This window comes from Fusobacterium perfoetens (assembly GCF_021531475.1).
Lineage (GTDB): Bacteria > Fusobacteriota > Fusobacteriia > Fusobacteriales > Fusobacteriaceae > Fusobacterium_B.
In genome coordinates this window covers 1-14,405 of record NZ_JADYTX010000016.1, presented here as the reverse complement: position 1 = coordinate 14,405, position 14,405 = coordinate 1, and the positions used below count along the sequence as shown (strand labels likewise).

The following is a 14,405-nucleotide window of genomic DNA, read 5'->3' as shown; positions in this document are numbered from 1 at the left end:
AAGTTGGGGAAAATAATATGAATAAAAAAACAGAAGAATTAAAAAGATATTTAAAATTATATATTGGACTTTTTATGTGTGCTTTAGGTTGTATAATGATTTTAAAAGCAGATTTGGGACTTTCTCCTTGGGACGTTTTACATCAAGGGATTTCTAAAACAACAGGAATTACAATTGGTCAAGCAAGTATAGGACTTGGAATAACAATAGTTTTGCTTGATATTTTTCTTGGACAACCAATTGGTCTTGGAACTGTATTAAATTTTTTGAGCATAGGACTTTTTATGGACTTGATATTGTATTTAGATTTTATTCCAGTAAAAGAATCTTATCTATACAGAGGAATTTTACTAATGACAGGAATATTTTTCTATGCTTATGGAACTTTTTTCTATATGATTCAAGGTATGGGCTGTGGTCCAAGAGATGGATTTATGCAAATTATAACTAAAAAGACAAAATATCCAGTTGGAATTATAAAAAATATAATAGAACTTTCAGCTCTTGGAAGTGGTTGGCTTTTAGGAGGAAAAGTTGGAGTTGGCACTGTTGTTACTGCTATAAGTATGGGAATATTTTTACAAATATTTTTTAAGGTTTATAAGATGGATATAAAAACTCTGAAACATAGAAATATAAAAGAGGAAGTTTTTCATCTAAAAGAAGTATTTGGATAAAAAATAAAATGGACTGTTGCAAATTTAATAAAAAATGCAACAGTCCTTTTTTATCAATCTTTTTTATCTAAAGTTTCACTTATAAATGTTGAACCTAAAATTAAAATTCCTCCAATAACTTGGAATATTGTCATCTTTTCTCCTAAAAATAGAGATGAGATAAGAACGGCAGTTATTGGGTCAATATAACTTAGAACAGCGATTGTATTACTTTTTAAATTTTTTAATGAAGAGAAATATAAAACATATGCAAATCCAGTATGAATAACTCCTAAGAATATTAAATATACCCAAGAAATTTCAGTCATTTTTGAAAAATCAAATCCAGTTGTAAAAGCTACATATGGGAAAAGCAAAAGTGAAGCAAGGACAAGTTGACTTACAGTTGTTTCAACTCCTCCAAGTCCTTTTATAAATTTATTTAGAAGTATTACTCCAGCATAGAAAATAGCAGCAGCAAGTCCATAAGTTATTCCTAAAAAATGATTGTATTCTCCAATAGAACTGTTTTTATTAGCTCCAACTATACATAACATTCCTACCATTGCCAAGCAGACACAAAGAAATTTTTTTAAAGTTATTTTTTCTTTTAAGACAGCAGGAGCAAGAATTGTCACAAATATAGGAGCACAATAATAACTCAAAGTAGCAATCGAAACGGTTGTATATTTATATGCCTCAAAAAGAAATATCCAATTTCCTCCAACAAATAATCCTGAAACTGTGAGAATAGGAAGATTTTTTTTCATTGCTTGAAATGAAGTTTTTTCCTTAGAAAAAAGTATCACTCCAAAAAGAAATATACTCCCAATAACTCCTCTAAAAACTGCTATCTCTGGTGATGTAAGATTAATATTTCTTACAAAAAGAGCGATAGTTCCAAAAATAAGCATTGCTGATAAATTCATCAATTTGCTTTTAAACATAATATCTCCCCCTTTACAATTTAATTATAAGGAAGTATATATCATATTTTTTTAAAAGTCAATTTTTTTCTAAAATAAGAATATAGCTCCAATATTTCTAGCTAAATTTTTATCTCTTCTAAATGAACTAAATCTTGGATTTTTAAAAGTACACTCATCTGAAACTATAATATTTTTAGGTGAGATTCCATATTTTTTAAAGTTTTCAAGGTTAAATCTTACATTATCAAAATGCCATTTTTCATCTATTTTAGAAAATGAGCAATCTAGTAAATCTTTCGAAAAGTTTGATTTAAAATTTTCATAAAATTCATCTCCTACTTCATATTTTTCCATTGAAATTCCGATACCAATTCCTATTAAAATATTTTCTTTTAGAGAACCATAATTTTTATTCATTTTTTTTATAACTTTTATTCCAATCTCTTGAAAAGATCCTTTCCAACCGGAATGACAAATCCCAATAACTTTATTTACAGTGTCATAAAAATATATTGGTAAACAATCGGCGTGTTTTGTTATAAGTATTACATCTTTTCTTTGAGTTATAAATCCATCAACACCTTCATAAAAAAATTCTTGGATATCATTTTTTATATCTACTATATTTGCAGAATGAGTTTGCTTAGCCCAACTAAAGAAAAAGGAGTTAATTTTTCTGTTTTAAAAAATCTTTTTAGATTTTCTTGCCCTGATTCTAAATTAAGATCAGTATCTCCAATAGCCTTTGTAGTAAATAAAGCTTTCACTCTCAAATTTTTAAATTTCTCTATTTCAAAATATTTTTCTCTATCTTTAAACATATCTTATCCTTTCTATATTTTATAATTTATTATAAATATTATATCATAAAATTTAAGATAAAATAAAAAAATAGAGCTACCATATTTTTTTAGTTGCGATAGCTCCATTAAAATTATTATTTAGAATTATATTTTTTTAATCCCTCTTCTAAGATTTTAAGAGATTTTCTTATTTTTTCCTCTTCTATACAGTAAGAAATTCTAACTTGTTGTTTTCCTGCATCTGGAGTTTTGTAGAAACCTTGAGCAGGAGTAAGCATAACAGTTTCTCCCTCATAATCAAAATATTCTAGCATCCAAATTGCAAATTTTTCACTGTCATCAACTGGAAGAGTAACCATAACATAGAACGCTCCCTCAGGTTTTGTAACTTTCACTCCATCTATTTTAAGAAGTCCTTCGTAAATAACATCTCTTCTTTTTTCATAGATAGCTCTATTTCCATCAAAGTAATCTTTTTTTAATGTGTTGTAAAGTCCCTCTGCTCCAATCATATCAAGAGTAGATACAGAAAGTCTTGCTTGACATAATTTATAAACTTGAGATATAAACTCTTTATTTTTACTAACTATTGCACCAATTCTTGCTCCACAAGCTGAATAAGTTTTTGAAATAGATTCTATTATGATAGTATTTTCTCTATATTCTGGGAAAGAACCCATACTAGTAGCAATTTTGTTATCATAAGATAAAAGTCTATAAACTTCATCACTGATTACATAAAGATTATATTCTTTTGCAATATCTCCAATAATTTTTAATTCTTCTTCAGTATAAACAGTTCCTGTAGGATTTCCTGGGTGAGTAAGAAGAATAGCTTTTGTTTTTGGAGTTATTTTTGCTATTATTTCTTCTTTTGGTGGAAGATGGAACCCATCTTCAGATTTTGCTGAGAAAGCATTTACTTTTATTTGTAACATTTCAAAGAAACTGTTGTAGTTTGCATAATATGGTTCTGAAAGTAAAATTTCATCATCTACATCAAATATTGTAGTAAGAACAAAAAGTAAAGCTTCACTACCTCCAGCTGTGATAAGAATTTCTTCTTCATTGAAATCTAAATCAAAATTTTCTTTGTAAAATTTGCTCATTGCTAGACGAAGTCCAAGATTTCCTTTTGAATGAGCATAAGATAAAGTTTTTTCACCAGAGTTTACAATAAATTCTGTAAATTCTGGTGGTGTTGGTAAATCTGGTTGACCTATATTTAAATGATAAACTTTTTTTCCTCTTTTGATAGCTTCTTCTTGATATGGTATTAATTTTCTAACAGGAGAAACTTTTATATTACTAGCTCTTTTAGAAATATTCATTAAAACACCCCTTTAAATTTTATACTTTAACCTTATTATATAATATTTTACAAATAATTGGAAGAGTTTTTGTAAGTATACTTAAAAATACATATAAACTGAGAAAATAATTTGGTAATTTTTTTCAAAAGAGTATTATTTTTTTAAATTATAGTTCGATTTTTTTTAAATATATGCTATAATTATATAAAGAATAAATAGGCTTGAAAGGTGTTATTATGAAAATTTTAGTTATAAAATTATCAACTCTTGAAGAAAGTATTTTAGCTGTTCCTTTATTAAATTCTTTGAGAAAAACTTTCAAAGATAGTGAGATAGATTTAGCTACTTATGAAGAAAATATTTGCATATTAGAAAATAAAAAGATTGTAGATAATATTTTGGGTATAAATAAAAGAGAAAGAAATGGTAAATTTAATTATTTTCTAAAAAGTATGAGAATATTAAAAAAGAAATATGATATAATAATCGAACTTCCATCAGATAAAAAAAGTAGCATTTTGGATATGTTTTCCTTTGGTGCTAAATATAAGATAAAAAAAGATGATGGGAAATTTTTTAATGGAAGTGGATATTTAGTTAAAGAGATAGAACATTATGATGAGGTTGAAAAAAATCTTGAATATTTAAAACCTCTTGAAAAAATAGATGGTGTAAAAGTTATTTATGATAAAGAGATAGCTTTACAAGTATCTCAAGATGAGAAAAAAGATATAAGAGAGAGAATGAAAAATAATGAGGGAGTGGATTTTTCTAGTCCTATTTTTGCTAGTTCTCTTTTTTTAGACTCTGAAAATGATTTTTTCCCAGTGGAAGAGATGAAAAAACTAATAGAGAAACTAGCAATGGAAAAATTAAATATAGTTTTCTATTATGAAAAGGGAAATAAAAGAAAAACTGCAAAATTTATTAAAGAGTTAAAAAATAATAAAAATGTATATATGTTTGAGATAGAAAATTTGAAAGATTATAAAGGATTTTTTGCAAATTGTAGCTTTTTCTTTGGAACAGAAACAAAAGAAAGATATATAGCTCAAGGAGTGGGAGTTCCTAGTTTTATTATTTTTGAAGACCAAGAGAAATGGATCTCTAATTATGGAGAAAAATTTCAAGGAATTGTAAGTAATAAAATAAAAAAAGAGTATTTTGGGGTTATGAAACCAAGAGTATTTGGAGAGATAAACTGTGAGAATATATATATAAATATAGAGAGAATGTTAAGAGAAAATAAAGTGATTGGATAAAATTTTAAATAGAATGTAAAAAAATTAAATGTAATTGGAGGTGTAAAAATGTTAAAAAAAATACCAATAGGGATAGATGATTTTAAAAAAATAAGAACAAATGATTATTTTTATATAGATAAAACAAAATTTATAGAAGAAATTCTTAATGATGGAGCTGAGGTAAAACTTTTTACTCGTCCAAGACGTTTTGGAAAAACTCTTAATATGTCAATGCTTAAATATTTTTCTGATGTAAGAGAGAGTGATGAAAATAGAAAGTTATTTGATAATCTATATATAAAAAATTCTTCTGTATTTTCCGAACAAGGAAAATATCCAGTTATTTTTATTTCAATGAAAGAGATAAAAGGAACTACTTGGGAAGAAATGCAAAAAAGCATAAGAAGAACTTTCTCAAACTTATATGAAGAATATAAATATTTGAGAGAAAGTTTGGATGAAAGAAATAAAAGAAAATTTGAAAAAATTTGGTTTGATGAGATAGATGGAAGTTATGATGATGCGTTAAATTTTTTAAGTAAAATTTTGGAAGAATATTATAAAGAAAAAGTTGTAGTTCTTATAGATGAATATGATGCTCCTCTTACTATGGCTTATGAATATAATTTTTATGACAGAGCTTCTGTATTTTTTAAAGAAATATACGGATCTGTTTTAAAAACTAATTTAAGTCTTAAAATGGGAGTTCTTACAGGAGCCATAAGAGTAGCACAGGCTGGTATTTTCTCTGACTTAAACAACTTAAAAATAAATACAATTTTAAGTGAGACTTATGACGAATGTTTTGGATTAACAGAAAAAGAAGTAGAAAAAGTTTTAAAAGAATTTGATTTAGACTATAAAATGGATGAGGTAAAATCTTGGTATGATGGTTATAAGTTTGGAAATGTAGAGATTTATAATCCTTGGAGTATTTTAAACTACACTGATGAGAAAAAATTAAAAGCGTATTGGATAAACACTTCAGGAAATGTATTGATAAAAGATTTATTAGTTCGTTCAGATAAAACAACATTTGATAATTTAGAAAAATTGTTAAATGGCGAAGAAAAAATGGTTTTTATAAATGAAAGTATAGCTATTGGTCATACTCTTTCTCCCAACAATTTATGGGAATTAATGTTATTTTCAGGATATTTGACTATAAAAGAAAAAATAAGCGAAAATACATATTTAGTAAAAATACCAAATAAAGAAATACAATCATTTTTTAAAATATTATTTGTAGATATTATTTTTAATGGAGTAAATAATAGTATCACTTCTATGAAAGAGGCATTACATAGCAAAAATATATCGTATATAATGACTATCTTAGAAAATGTAGTCATAAATGCAATGAGTTTTTATGATGTAAGTAAAAAATATGAAAATCCATATCAAACACTTTTAGCAGGATTTTTATATGGCTTAGATGATTTTTATGAAATGAAATCAAATATTGAAACAGGGTATGGTAGAGCAGATATAATTTTGAAACCAAGAAATAAAAATTGGGCTGGGTATATATTTGAATTAAAGAGAGCTAGGACAACGGATATAAAAAAAGAGGCAGAAAAAGCTCTTAATCAGATAGAAAATAAAAAATATGATGCTTTGTTAAAAACTGAAGGAATAAAAGAGATAATAAAAATAGGTTTAGTTTTTGATGGGAAAAAAGTGGAATTTAAATACTATAAAGATTAGCTGATAATTATTGGATAAAAGTTTTGGAAAGAATTGGGGTGAAATTTTGTGAAGATAAAAAAGATAGAGATAAAAAATAACAAAATTTTAAAAGATATAAATATAGATTTTGAAAAAAATGGGAAAATAATAGATACTATTGTTGTGGCAGGTTCTAATGGAAGTGGTAAAACTACTTTTTTAGAAAGTATTTGGAATTATTTTTCAGACATAGCGGAACATAGAAGAGATATTTTAGGAAAAGTAGATATAACTTTTAATGACGATTTTGAAAAATTAAAAGATTTAGGAATAATAAATAGTTTAAAATATATAAGTTATTTTATAGAAAATGATAGAAAAAAATATCAAGCAATTTTGTCTTCTTTCGAAGTTTTACCTAAATTAATATATATTCCAACAGAGATAAATTTTAGTGAAGTAAAAACTGAAACAACAAATTTCTATAAAGAATATAGCTTTTTTAATATAGTAGATTTCAATATGATAAAAGATATTCCTTCATATATAGTAAGTAGAATCATGTATATACTTGGTCAAAATGAAAATTTAACTATGTTAGAGGCTAGAAAAAAAATAACAGAGGAAATAAATGGCATCTTTAATATTCTTGAATTAGATGTAAAATTAAAAGGAATATCAAAAGACGGTAAAAATATGCCTATTTTTGAAAATTCTCAAGGAGAGGAGTTTGATATAAATGAGCTTTCGTCAGGAGAAAAGCAACTTTTCTTAAGGACTTTATCAATAAAAATGCTTGAGCCAGAAGATTCAATTATTTTGATAGATGAGCCAGAACTTTCTCTGCATCCAAAATGGCAACAACAAATTATAAAAGTTTATCAAAACATTGGAAAAAATAACCAAATAATATTGGCTACTCATTCTCCACATATTTTAGGAAGTGTTCCTAGTGAAAATATAATAATTCTTTCAAAAAATGAAGAAAATAAAATAGTTCCTATAACTGGAGAAGAATTATATAGTTCTTATGGACAGACTTCTGATAGAATTTTAGAAGATATAATGGGAATGAAAAGTGCAAGAAATATAGAAGTACAAAACTTATTAGATGATGTAAGAAATCTTGTAAGTGAAAATAGATATGAAACAGATGAGTTTAAAGAAAAATATAATGAGTTGGAAAATATATTAGGAAACTCAGATAGTGACTTGATGCTCATTGATATGGAAATCAAAAGAAGAAAGAGAGGTTAAAGATGTTTAAAATAAATAAAACAGAAGAACCTCAATTTTTCAGAGATTATAAAAAAAGAAATAATCCCAAAAGTTGGAAAGATTTTTCTTATGATATAAAAAGACAGTTAAAAGAATATATGTTTGAAAATGAATATGAGTATAAAAATGAAGAAGGAAGTTATTGTCCTTATTGTGAATTAAAAATAAATTTAGAAAATAGTCAGATTGAGCATATTTACCCAAAGGACAAGTTTCCAGAAAAATTAATGGAATATTCAAATTATTTAGTAGCTTGTATTAATCCAGTGACTTGTGGACAAAATAAAGGAAATAGATGGGAAAATTATTTTATAAATCCGACTATTGAAGATCCAGAAAAATATTTAGAATATGATTTAATGAGTGGAAAAATTATTCCAAAGGAAAAAGATACACAAAAGATAGAATATAAAAAAGCTATTGTAACAATTGAATTATTAAATTTGAATCATCCAAGACTATGTAATATGAGAAAAAATTTTATAAGAGAATGTTTATGTTCTTTCGATTGTGTAAAATATTACGATAATTTTCCGACATTAAAAACTCAAATAATAACAGATTATAATTTATAATAAATTAGGAGATAAAATGAAAATATTAGTTGTAAGATTTAAACAAATGGGAGATGCAATTTTAGCTACTCCAGTGTGTAATACTTTTAGGAAAACTTTTCCAGATGCAGAGATAGATTTTGTATGCTATGAACATGTAGCACCAATTTTTAAAGAGGATAAAAATTTCAATACTATAACTATCACAGATAAAGTAAAAAATAATGCTTTTAGATATTTATGGGAAGTTTGGAAAATAACAAGAAAAAAATATGACATAATAATTGATCTAGTTTCTACTCCTAAAAGTGAATGGTTTACTTTATTTTCTGGAGCAAAGTACAGAATAGGAAGATATAACAAAAAAAGAGGATTTACTTATACACACAAGATAAAAGGATCTTATGAATTTAAGAATGAAGTAGAAAAAGGATTGGAACTTTTAAAACCTCTTGAAAAAGAATATAATCTAAAATATGATACTAATTTTAGATTATATGTTACAGATGAAGAAAAAGAAAATATGAAAAAACAAATGCTAGAAAAAGGGATTGATTTTACAAAACCTATTGTTCTTTGTTCTGTAACTGCAAAACATTCTTTTAAAATATATCCATTAGATAAAATGGGTGAAACATTAGGAAAAATATTAGAAAAAAATCAAAATATTCAAATGATATTTTTTGGAACTTCTGAGCAAAAATCTGATATGGAAAAAGTAAAATCAATGGTAGGAGAAAATCAAAATAATATTTTTACAAATATAGAAACTAAATCTGTAAGAGATTTGTTAGCACTTATTTCAAACTCCGATATGTATTTTGGAAATGAAGGTGGAGCAAGACATATGGCTCAAGGATTAGATATTCCAAGTTTTGCAGTATTTTGGCCAAAATCAGATGTAAAATGTTGGATTCCTTGGGGTGGAGAAAAACATAGAGGAATAATATCAAGTGATATCCAAGAAGATTATGGAGATATGTCTTGGGAAGAGATATTTAATTTGATAACTCCAGAAATGTTAGTTAAAGAATTTTATAGAACTTTTGATAAATTTGCAAAAAAATAATTTAAAATGATTTATAAGGGGAAAATATTTATGAAAAACTCTTTAAAAATTAGCTTAATAATTCCAATATACAAAAAGAAAGAATTCATAGAAGCGGTTTTAGAAAGTATAAATTACCAAACATACAGAAATTTTGAAGTAATAGTTACAGAAGATGATAACACTTTAGGAAATTTTATAGATACTTTAAAAAGTAAATTAAATTATAAATTAATTCATGTTCAACAAGCAGATTTAGGATATAGAAGAAATACTGCATTAAATAATGGAGTTAAAAATTCTTCAGGAAATTTAATAGTCGTAATAGATCAAGATTGTATGGTTCATCCAAAATTTTTAGAAGAATATGCCAAAAGTTTAAAAAAAGGTGATATGTTTACTGGAAGAAGATTTAATTTTGGAGAAAAATATACAGAATTTGTTTTAAAAAATAGGATAAGAAAATTTAATTTACTGAAATTACTTTTTACAGACTCTCCTATAAAAAAATTTCCAGATGCAATATACTTTCCTTGGGTAGATTTAAAAAGAAATACTCGCTGCCTAGGAAGTAATTTTGGAATAAAAAGAGAAGTACTATTAAAATTAAATGGTTTTAATGAAGATTATATAGGCTATGGATTAGAAGATGTTGATATAGAAAAAAGAGTTTTAATGGCGGGTGGAAAATTATTTTCTATGAAAAATAAAGCTATTCAGTATCATCTTTATCACCCAGAGCCTCAAGGAAGTTTGGATCGTTGGAATCTGAATAAAAAAATTTTAGATAAAACAATAGAAACAAAACAATTTATTTGTAAAAATGGTTTAGAAAAATTATAAAATAAATTAATGGGAGATAAAAATGGATAAAGAAAAAATAGTTAAAAATAAAATGGGAGGGGGTACATCTAGTAATAATCTAGAGTTAAGTATAATTATACCTGTATATAATGTCGAAAAATATTTAAAAGAATGTTTAAATTCTATTTCTAAAATAAAAGATATAAATTATGAAATATTAATAGTAAATGATGGATCACCAGATAATAGTCAAAAAATAATAGAAGAATTTTGCAAAAATAATATTAAAGCTAAATTTTTTATAAAAGAAAATGGTGGACTTTCATCAGCAAGAAATTATGGAATAGAAAGAGCAAAAGGGGAGTATGTTTGGTTTGTAGATAGTGATGATTTTATAAATCCAGATGAATTTCAAAATTTTTATAACAAATTAGATAAAAATTTAGATATATTAATTGGAAATTTTTATATTTTTAAAACTAACAATATTTCAAAAGAAGAAAAACTTTTAAAGAATAATAAGGAGTTGTCTGGAAAAGAATTACTAGTAAAAAAAGGAAAAACTGTGATTGGAAAAACTTATGTTTGGAGAAATTTATATAACAGGGAATTTTTATTGGATAACAAATTATATTTTAAAGAAAAAATAGTAGTAGAAGATCAACTTTTTACTATACTGTGCCTTTTAAAAGCTAAAAAAGTAAAATACTTAGATAATTATATTTATTATTACAGGATTAGAGAAGGAAGTATAACTACTGCTCCAAATAGAGAGTTATTTGCAAAAAGTTCATATAAAATATGTGAAGAACTATTAAAATCAGAAAAAGAAATAAATAATCTTTATTGGGTTAAACAAATGATGTTTTCTCAATATACAAATTATATGAAATATTTCAAAAAAAGAGATTTTGAATTAGAGAAAAGATTATGGAATTTAAAAGGAATGTTTCTTGTAAAATTGGAGAAAAAATATAAAATATGGAGATTTTTTAGAAAATTGAAATAGAAAAAATAATAGTTTGGAGGAAAAATATGAAGAAGTTAAAAATATCAGTGATAATATCTGTTTACAATAAACTAGAGCAATTAAAAAATATTTTATTAGCTTTGAATAATCAAATTGAATTACCATTTGAAGTGATTATTGCTGATGATGGTTCATCTGAAATTTTAGAGGAAAAAATAGAAAGCATAATTCCTAAGTTAAGATATACATTAAAACACGTTTATCAAGAGGATAAAGGATTTAGACTTGCATCTTCAAGAAATAATGGATTAAATTATAGCTTAGGAGATTATATTTTATTTATAGACCAAGATATATTATTTGATGAATATTTTTTGAAAAATATAAAGGAAAATATAAAAAAAGGTGAAGTTTTAAAAATAAATGCTTTGTTTCTTGATGAAGAAAGAACTGAAAAAATCAATGATAAAATAATAAAGAATGATAATTTTGATTATAAATATATAAAATCAGAATTAAGTGAAGAAGACTACAAACATATAGAGGAATTGAATAAAAGAGATAAGCGAAGAAATTTTTGGTATAATCTTCATTTAAAGAAAAGAGGAGCAAAAATAGTTGGGCTTGGGATAGGTTGCTTCAAAGAAGATATATTAAAAATAAATGGATTTGATGAAAAATATGAAGGTTGGGGCTGTGAAGATGACGACTTAGGAAATAGATTTTATGCTTTAGGATTAAAAGTCGGTGTGTTTAATTTTAATAACTTGGTAGTTCATATGTGGCATAAATCAAGTTCCAATAAAAGTGGAAATGATGGATATTATAGAGCTAGAAAAAAAGTAATTCTTTCTAAAAAAGAATATATTTGTGAGTTTGGTTGTAAAAATAGATTAAAAAAAGAAAAAATAAAAGAAAGAATAATAAAATAGGGAGGAATAACTGTGAAATTTTTAGAAAAAATAAAAAATTCAAAAGAATATTTTTTATTTTTAGGGTATATAGGGGTATGTTATTTAAGTGCAATTATTTTTACTTTTCAAAGGTCAAATTTAGGGATTGTTTTATTAATAATAGGAGCGTTACCTTTTTTAAAAGGATATAGATTAGATAAAAATCAAAAATTAATGTTGGCTTTTTTTCTTTTGGTTCCTTTGTTTCAATATTTTAATTTAGATGAAAGAGAAATAGTATTTAAAGAATTGAGAAAATTATATAAATTCTTTCCTATTTTTTTAACACCATTGTTTTTAAATACAACAGAAAAAATAAAAGGAATTTTTATTGTTGTAACAATTTCAATATTATTTAATTGTGGTAAAATATTTTTGTATTTAAAAAGTGTAAATTTTAAATTAGCTGGATACACTTATGATGGATTAGCCAATTTAGGATATACTTCTCATACTATGGCTGGACTTTCTTTTGTTGCTTTAGGATTAGTTTTATATTTTTGGTTAAAGAAAAAAAATATATTATTAGTAATAAGTAGTGTTGTTTATTTAATTATTATTTATTTTGTAATTTTAGGTCAAAGAAGAGGGGCTTATTTGGCTATCTTGATTCCATTAATAGCTATATTGATTATTAATATTAATAAGAAGATATTGCTTTATGGAATATTAATTGGAATTTTAGGTCTAGGAATAGTTAGTAAAACAGATTATTTAAAAAATAATGTTTACTATAAAAGATTTGTAAGCATAAAAAATGTGAAAGAGTCATCTCCTGCAATAAGACTTATATTATGGAAAGCTTCAATTGAAATGTATAAAAAAAATCCTATTGTAGGATATTCTGAAGAAGGAATAAGACAAGGGTATTTAAATTATATTGAAAAAAATGAAAAAGAACTTTCTAAAATATTACCAAGTTTAGAGGGAATAAAAAAAATAGCTTATGATAGAAATCCCCATAATATGTATATGAGAAGTCTTGTTGATATGGGAATTTTAGGAGTATATTTTATAGGATTAATTTTTTATTTCTTATATGAAAATTTAAGACTTATTTTTTTAGTAAGAGAAGAAAGAAATATAGAATATGTAATGTTATTAAGTAGTTTTGGAATAATTTTATCTTTCGTAGTAATTTCTCTTACAGAAAGTGTATGGGAGACTCATAATATGAGAGAAGGTCTTCTTTTTGGAATAATTATTTATTTTTCATTAAGAAGAATTATAAAAAATAAATATGGTGAGAAAAAGTGATAGAAAAAAAAATACATTATATATGGTTTGGAAATGAAAAAAATCAAAAAGTGAAGAGTTGTATTAAAAGTTGGAAAAAATACTTACCAGAATATCAAGTCATAGAATGGAATGAGAAAAATATAGATATAGATAGTTTGAAAAAAGAAAATAAGTTTTTCAAAGAGTGTTACGACAGAAAACTTTGGGCATATGTGGCAGATTATTTAAGATTAAAAATTTTATATGAAGAGGGTGGAGTATATTTAGATACGGATATAGAAATAATAAAGGATATATCACCTTTATTAGAAAATGATTTATTTTTTGGATATGAAGATGAAAAAGTAATAAGTTTTGGAATTTGTGGTTCAATACCTAATCATAAAATTTTTAAAAGAATGCTTGAATTTTATAGTAATGAGATATGGAAATCTGAGTTATATGTAATAACTAATATTTTAACAAAAATTTTAAAGGAAGAGTATGGGGAAAATTTAGATTTAAAAAAAGAAAAGATTGCAGTATATCCAAGAGAATATTTTTATCCTTATGGACCTAACGAAGAATTTAAAGAAGAATGTATTACTTCTAATACTTATACAATTCATTGGTGGGGAAAAAGTTGGATAGAAAATCCAGAGAGGTATTTTCTTAAATATAAACACTTACCTATTTATGAAAGAGTTTTGAGATATAATGGAAAAAAAATTGAATATATATTCCAAAAATATGTAAAAAAGAAATATAATAAAAATATTGAAAGCTGAGGAAAATTATGGGAAAAATATTATTTAAAATAAAATCCTTGGGATTGGGAGGAATAGAAAGATTAACAGTAGATGTTTTGAATAATTTAAAACTGGAAGATAAAGAGATTATTTTAATGTTGGAAAAAAGAGAGGATTTTTTCAAAGAACAAATTCCTAAAAATATAAAAATAGTATAT

General features: G+C 24.8%; 15 protein-coding genes. 11 read left to right on the top strand and 4 right to left on the bottom strand.

The features are described from left to right. Positions 1 to 17 precede the first annotated feature (17 nt). Positions 18 to 677 (top strand): YczE/YyaS/YitT family protein, encoded by a 660-nt coding sequence (locus I6E15_RS05040; RefSeq protein ID WP_235245830.1) that lies wholly within the window; start codon positions 18 to 20, stop codon positions 675 to 677. A 53-nt stretch (positions 678 to 730) separates the two neighbouring features. Here the strand turns inward: I6E15_RS05040 and I6E15_RS05035 are convergent, their stop codons facing one another. From I6E15_RS05035 to I6E15_RS05020, 4 genes are all read right to left on the bottom strand, one after another. Further along, positions 731 to 1,603: a DMT family transporter gene (locus tag I6E15_RS05035; protein ID WP_235245828.1), complete on the bottom strand. Its 873-nt coding sequence runs from the start codon at positions 1,601 to 1,603 to the stop codon at positions 731 to 733. Between the two features lie 69 nt (positions 1,604 to 1,672). Continuing rightward, positions 1,673 to 2,188 carry a polyphenol oxidase family protein gene (locus I6E15_RS05030; protein ID WP_235246063.1) on the bottom strand — a complete coding sequence of 172 codons (516 nt, stop codon included), beginning with the start codon at positions 2,186 to 2,188 and terminating at the stop codon, positions 1,673 to 1,675. 17 nt (positions 2,189 to 2,205) lie between these two features. Then, positions 2,206 to 2,406, bottom strand: coding sequence for a hypothetical protein (locus I6E15_RS05025; protein ID WP_235245814.1), 201 nt, complete (start codon positions 2,404 to 2,406; stop codon positions 2,206 to 2,208). A gap of 116 nt (positions 2,407 to 2,522) precedes the next feature. Then, entirely contained in the window at positions 2,523 to 3,719 is a 1,197-nt protein-coding gene (locus I6E15_RS05020; protein ID WP_235245806.1) for a pyridoxal phosphate-dependent aminotransferase, read from the bottom strand. A 218-nt stretch (positions 3,720 to 3,937) separates the two neighbouring features. On the opposite strand from I6E15_RS05020, the gene I6E15_RS05015 reads away from it, so the two are divergent. From I6E15_RS05015 to I6E15_RS04970, 10 genes are read left to right on the top strand one after another with little or no spacing between them, the layout of a single operon-like run. Continuing rightward, positions 3,938 to 4,963, top strand: a complete 1,026-nt coding sequence (locus I6E15_RS05015) for a glycosyltransferase family 9 protein (protein WP_235245800.1) — start codon at positions 3,938 to 3,940, stop codon at positions 4,961 to 4,963. A 48-nt stretch (positions 4,964 to 5,011) separates the two neighbouring features. Continuing rightward, positions 5,012 to 6,652 (top strand): AAA family ATPase, encoded by a 1,641-nt coding sequence (locus I6E15_RS05010; protein WP_235245798.1) that lies wholly within the window; start codon positions 5,012 to 5,014, stop codon positions 6,650 to 6,652. Between the two features lie 48 nt (positions 6,653 to 6,700). Continuing rightward, positions 6,701 to 7,870, top strand: coding sequence for an AAA family ATPase (locus I6E15_RS05005; RefSeq protein WP_235245797.1), 1,170 nt, complete (start codon positions 6,701 to 6,703; stop codon positions 7,868 to 7,870). Between the two features lie 2 nt (positions 7,871 to 7,872). Further along, positions 7,873 to 8,466, top strand: a complete 594-nt coding sequence (locus tag I6E15_RS05000; protein WP_235245795.1) for a retron system putative HNH endonuclease — start codon at positions 7,873 to 7,875, stop codon at positions 8,464 to 8,466. 16 nt (positions 8,467 to 8,482) lie between these two features. Next, positions 8,483 to 9,514, top strand: coding sequence for a glycosyltransferase family 9 protein (locus tag I6E15_RS04995; RefSeq protein ID WP_235245793.1), 1,032 nt, complete (start codon positions 8,483 to 8,485; stop codon positions 9,512 to 9,514). Between the two features lie 30 nt (positions 9,515 to 9,544). Beyond that, a complete protein-coding gene (locus I6E15_RS04990) occupies positions 9,545 to 10,336 on the top strand; it encodes a glycosyltransferase (RefSeq protein WP_235245789.1) in 792 nt (263 codons plus the stop codon). A 22-nt stretch (positions 10,337 to 10,358) separates the two neighbouring features. Continuing rightward, on the top strand, positions 10,359 to 11,306 hold the full coding sequence (locus tag I6E15_RS04985) for a glycosyltransferase (RefSeq protein ID WP_235245786.1): 948 nt from the start codon (positions 10,359 to 10,361) through the stop codon (positions 11,304 to 11,306). Between the two features lie 26 nt (positions 11,307 to 11,332). Next, on the top strand, positions 11,333 to 12,199 hold the full coding sequence (locus I6E15_RS04980; protein ID WP_235245784.1) for a glycosyltransferase: 867 nt from the start codon (positions 11,333 to 11,335) through the stop codon (positions 12,197 to 12,199). A gap of 12 nt (positions 12,200 to 12,211) precedes the next feature. Next, the gene (locus I6E15_RS10255) at positions 12,212 to 13,477 is read left to right on the top strand and encodes an O-antigen ligase family protein (protein WP_235245782.1); all 1,266 of its coding nucleotides are present in this window, start codon (positions 12,212 to 12,214) and stop codon (positions 13,475 to 13,477) included. After that, positions 13,474 to 14,226: a glycosyltransferase family 32 protein gene (locus I6E15_RS04970; RefSeq protein WP_235245781.1), complete on the top strand. Its 753-nt coding sequence runs from the start codon at positions 13,474 to 13,476 to the stop codon at positions 14,224 to 14,226. The genes I6E15_RS10255 and I6E15_RS04970 overlap by 4 nt, the downstream gene beginning before the upstream one ends. Positions 14,227 to 14,405 lie beyond the last annotated feature (179 nt).

What these genes read in the sequence shown, in the direction of transcription:
- I6E15_RS05040 (WP_235245830.1), top strand. Translation starts at nt 18, where the DNA reads ATGAATAAAAAAACAGAAGAATTAAAAAGATATTTAAAATTATATATT.
- I6E15_RS05035 (WP_235245828.1), bottom strand. Translation starts at nt 1,603, where the DNA reads ATGTTTAAAAGCAAATTGATGAATTTATCAGCAATGCTTATTTTTGGA.
- I6E15_RS05025 (WP_235245814.1), bottom strand. Translation starts at nt 2,406, where the DNA reads ATGTTTAAAGATAGAGAAAAATATTTTGAAATAGAGAAATTTAAAAAT.
- I6E15_RS05020 (WP_235245806.1), bottom strand. Translation starts at nt 3,719, where the DNA reads ATGAATATTTCTAAAAGAGCTAGTAATATAAAAGTTTCTCCTGTTAGA.
- I6E15_RS05015 (WP_235245800.1), top strand. Translation starts at nt 3,938, where the DNA reads ATGAAAATTTTAGTTATAAAATTATCAACTCTTGAAGAAAGTATTTTA.
- I6E15_RS05010 (WP_235245798.1), top strand. Translation starts at nt 5,012, where the DNA reads ATGTTAAAAAAAATACCAATAGGGATAGATGATTTTAAAAAAATAAGA.
- I6E15_RS05000 (WP_235245795.1), top strand. Translation starts at nt 7,873, where the DNA reads ATGTTTAAAATAAATAAAACAGAAGAACCTCAATTTTTCAGAGATTAT.
- I6E15_RS04995 (WP_235245793.1), top strand. Translation starts at nt 8,483, where the DNA reads ATGAAAATATTAGTTGTAAGATTTAAACAAATGGGAGATGCAATTTTA.
- I6E15_RS04990 (WP_235245789.1), top strand. Translation starts at nt 9,545, where the DNA reads ATGAAAAACTCTTTAAAAATTAGCTTAATAATTCCAATATACAAAAAG.
- I6E15_RS04985 (WP_235245786.1), top strand. Translation starts at nt 10,359, where the DNA reads ATGGATAAAGAAAAAATAGTTAAAAATAAAATGGGAGGGGGTACATCT.
- I6E15_RS04980 (WP_235245784.1), top strand. Translation starts at nt 11,333, where the DNA reads ATGAAGAAGTTAAAAATATCAGTGATAATATCTGTTTACAATAAACTA.